Genomic DNA, 3505 nt, shown 5'->3' on the forward strand with positions numbered 1-3505 from the left:
AGGACGTGGCGGTGGGCTGGACGCGCCTGCACGACTCCGCCAGCGCGGCGGCGATCGCGGATGCGATCGAGGCCGCGCCGCGCATCCCCCGCCCCGGCGCGACGGCGCTGGGCGAGGGCATGGCGGCGGGGCTCGCGCTGCTTGGCGCCTTCCCCGGCGAGGCGCGGCGGCATATCCTGGATGTGTCGGGCGACGGGCGGCACAACGCCGGCCGCCCGCCCGGGCCGGTGCGCGACCTGGCGGTGCAGGCCGGGATCACCGTGAACGGGCTGGCCATCCTGAACGAGGAGCCGGACCTGCTGGCGCACTACGCGGCGGAGGTGATCGGCGGGCCCGGCAGCTTCGCGATGGACTGCGCGGACTACCCCGACTTCGCGGAGGCGATCCTGCGCAAGATGCTGCGCGAGCTGGCGGGCGCGCTGGTTGCGTGAGGGCTTCGCGCGGGGGCATAAGCCGGCCTCCCGCAGACGCGCCGCCAGCGACGGACATCCCGCCATGCTCATGCTGCTTCCCGGCCCCGTGCAGACCCGCCCCGAGGTGCGCGCCGTGATGGCCGAGGACATCGCCCCCTGGGACGACGAGTTCCGCGCGGAATACGCCGCAATGCGGCCGCGCATCGTGAAGGTCGCGGGCGGCGTGGAGGGCGAGCATGTCTCGCTGCCGCTGCCGGGCTGCGGGCACATGGTGGTCGAGGCCGCGATCCGCACCTTCGTGCCGGCGGGGGGCAGGCTGCTGGTGGTGCAGAACGGCGGCTATGCCGACCGGCTGGCGCGGCTGGCGACGGAGGCCGGGCGCATCGTGGTGCCGCTGCACCACCCGGACAACGAGCCCTGCCCGCCGGCGAAGCTGGAGGCCGCATTGGCGGCGAACCCCGAGGTGACGCATGTGGCGGTGGTGGTCAGCGAGACCGGGACGGGCATTGTCAACGACCCGGCCGTGCTGGGGCCGGTGATCCGCGCGGCGGGGCGGCGGCTGATCTGCGACGCGGTCTCGGGCTTCGCGGCGCTGCCCTTCCGCATCGCCGACCATCCGGAATGCGACGTGGTGGTCTTCACCTCCAACAAGTGCCTGGAGGGGCTGCCGGGCTTCGGCTTCGCGGTGGCGCCGATCGCGCGGCTGGAGCAGTGCGCCGGCAACGCCGGGTCCTGGGTGATGGACCTGCACGACGTCTATCGCCACGCGCTGCGCGACGGCTGGGGCAGCTTCCGTTTCACGCCGGCGGTGCAGGCGCTGCGCGCCTTCCGCGTCGCGATGGACCTCTACGACGCGGAAGGCGGGCAGCCGGCCCGCCTGGCACGCTACAGCCGCAACCGCGACGTGCTTTACGACGGGCTGCAGGCGCTGGGCTTCCGGCCCTATGTGGCGCGGGAGAACCAGGGCCCGATCATCGTGGTGGTGCACCAGCCCGACCACCCGAACTGGGACTTCGCGCGCTTCCTGCGCGGCATGAAGGCGCGCGGCGTGATCGTCAGCAACCACTTCACGACCAAGGCGCCGACGATGCGCGTGGGCTGCATCGGCGCGGTCGACGCGGACGACCTGCGCTTCGCCCTGGCGCAGATGGACGCGACGCTGCAGGAGATGGGCATCCGCCACCGCGCGGCGGCCTGAACAGGACGGGCGCGGCATGATCCCGCGCATCCTGCACTTCATCTGGCTGCAGGCGGAGGGCAGCCGGCCCTGGAGCCTGAGCCACCATGTCTGCCTGCGCAGCGCGGTGGAGCGGATCGGGCCGGCGTCGGCCTATTTCCACTGCAACACCGAACCCGGCGGCAAATGGTGGGAGCTGACGCGGCCCTATGTCACGCCGCGGCCGGTGGCGGCGCCGACCGAGGTGTTCGGCAACCCGCTGGTGCATGTCGCGCACCGCGCCGACGTGCTGCGGCTGCGCACCCTGCTGGAGCAGGGCGGCATCTACCTGGATTGCGACGTCCTGGTGCATCGCGCCTTCGACGACCTGCTCGACAACCGCGTGGTGCTGGGGCGGGAGGGCGCGGACGAGGCGGAAGGCGGGCTCTGCAATGCGGTGATCCTGGCCGAGCCTGGCGCGGCCTTCCTGCAGCGCTGGTACGAGGGCTACCGGACCTTCCGGTCCAAGGGGCAGGACGCGTTCTGGGGCGAGCATTCGGTGAAGCTGCCGGCCCGGCTGGCGCGCGAGCATCCGGAGGAGGTCACGCTGCTGCCGCCCGACGCCTTCTTCTGGCCGAGGGGCGACGCGGAGGGGCTGCGGCTGCTGTTCGGCCCGGCGGGCGGGCGCGAGCTGCGCGGGCGCTATGCCAACCACCTGTGGGAGACGATCGCCTGGTGGCAGCACCTGAAGGACCTGACGCCCGGCCAGGTGCGCGCCCGGGACGGCGCCTTCCACGCATGGGCGCGGGACTATGTGGCGGAGTTGCCCGACCGCTACGGCGCGCCGGGGGTGCTTGAACTGGCGGGGCGGAAGCTGCGCTGGGCGGCGCGGAAGCTGGGGGGGTGAGACGCGGACTTGGGGTCAGGTCGGTCGCGCCCCCACCCGCCCTCGCTGCGCTCAGGCACCCTCCCCCGCTTCGCGGGAGAGGGATCGTCGGCGTGCCCAACTCCCTCCCCCGCGGAGCGGGGGAGGGTTGGGGTGGGGGCGCGACCTGCCTGCGGACGCCCAGGCGAGAGAAGGCGGGCGCGGCCTTCCGTCAGACGGTCTGCTGGATGGCCGAGAGGACCCAGGGTGTGCCCGGACGGCGGGAGAAGGTCCACATCTCCGTCACGGTCTGCCGCTCGGTCGGGCTGCCCTCCACCACGCGGCCGGCGGCGTCCGTCGTGACGTCCACCAGCGAGAAGCGCATCGCGACCGTCGCGTAGTCCTGGCCGTTCTCGTGCCAGGCCTCGGAGAGGTCGCCGGCCTCGAGCTTCACGTCGCGCGTCACGTTGGTCCAGCCGCGCGCCTTCAGGTCCTGCAGGTCCTGGGCGAAGTAGCGCTCCATCTCCGGGGTGGAGAGGCGGCGCAGCGCGTCCAGGTCCTGGCGCGACCAGGCGGCGTTCACCTGGAACAGGGTCTGCTCGAAGGCCTGGTAGTCGCCGGCCGTCACCTCCAGCGGGCGGGTGCCGAAGGCGCTGCCGCCGCCGCCCATGGCGCGGGGGCCGACCGCCGGGTTCAGCTCGCGCGCATGCAGCGAGGGGCCGCCGGCCGTGGCCGGCTGCTGCCGGCCACGCACCAGGCGCACGACCAGGAACACCAGGCCGGTGATCAGGGCGATCTGCAGCATCAGGCCGAGGAAACCGGCGAAGCCCGCCAGGCCGCCGAACAGGCCGTGGCCGGAGAGCAGGCCGAACAGGCCGGCACCGAGCAGGCCGCCCATCAGGCCGGCCATCAGCGGGTTGCGGCTGAAGAAGCCGCCCGCCGGCGCAGCGGTGGCCGGGCGCGGGGCGCCGGGCTGCGTCACGCCCGGGGCGGGGCGGGCCGGCGAGGTGTCGGTCCGGTCGAACTGGCGCACCGTGCCCGGCGCGGTCTGGGTGGAGGGCGGCGCGGTAT

The 3505-nt window shown here is 73.9% G+C and carries 4 protein-coding genes; 3 read left to right on the forward strand and 1 reads right to left on the reverse strand.

Going from position 1 to position 3505, the window contains the following annotated elements; genetic code table 11:
• The 3 genes from OZN99_RS27755 to OZN99_RS27765 form a co-directional block, all read left to right on the forward strand.
• A partial coding sequence (locus tag OZN99_RS27755; protein ID WP_270938461.1) for a DUF1194 domain-containing protein occupies positions 1-431 on the forward strand: 431 nt, incomplete at its 5' end.
• Between the two features lie 64 nt (positions 432-495).
• Positions 496-1611, forward strand: coding sequence for a 2-aminoethylphosphonate--pyruvate transaminase (locus tag OZN99_RS27760; RefSeq protein ID WP_270938462.1), 1116 nt, complete (start codon positions 496-498; stop codon positions 1609-1611).
• Between the two features lie 16 nt (positions 1612-1627).
• Positions 1628-2476 carry a glycosyltransferase gene (locus OZN99_RS27765; RefSeq protein ID WP_270938463.1) on the forward strand — a complete coding sequence of 283 codons (849 nt, stop codon included), beginning with the start codon at positions 1628-1630 and terminating at the stop codon, positions 2474-2476.
• A 190-nt stretch (positions 2477-2666) separates the two neighbouring features.
• Here the strand turns inward: OZN99_RS27765 and OZN99_RS27770 are convergent.
• The coding region (locus OZN99_RS27770) for a Tim44 domain-containing protein (RefSeq protein ID WP_270938464.1) at positions 2667-3505 on the reverse strand (839 nt) is incomplete at its 5' end.

The organism is Falsiroseomonas oryzae, assembly GCF_027856955.1.
Taxonomy (GTDB): Bacteria; Pseudomonadota; Alphaproteobacteria; order Acetobacterales; family Acetobacteraceae; genus Falsiroseomonas; species Falsiroseomonas oryzae.

What these genes read in the sequence shown, in the direction of transcription:
- OZN99_RS27760 (WP_270938462.1), top strand. Translation starts at nt 496, where the DNA reads ATGCTCATGCTGCTTCCCGGCCCCGTGCAGACCCGCCCCGAGGTGCGC.
- OZN99_RS27765 (WP_270938463.1), top strand. Translation starts at nt 1,628, where the DNA reads ATGATCCCGCGCATCCTGCACTTCATCTGGCTGCAGGCGGAGGGCAGC.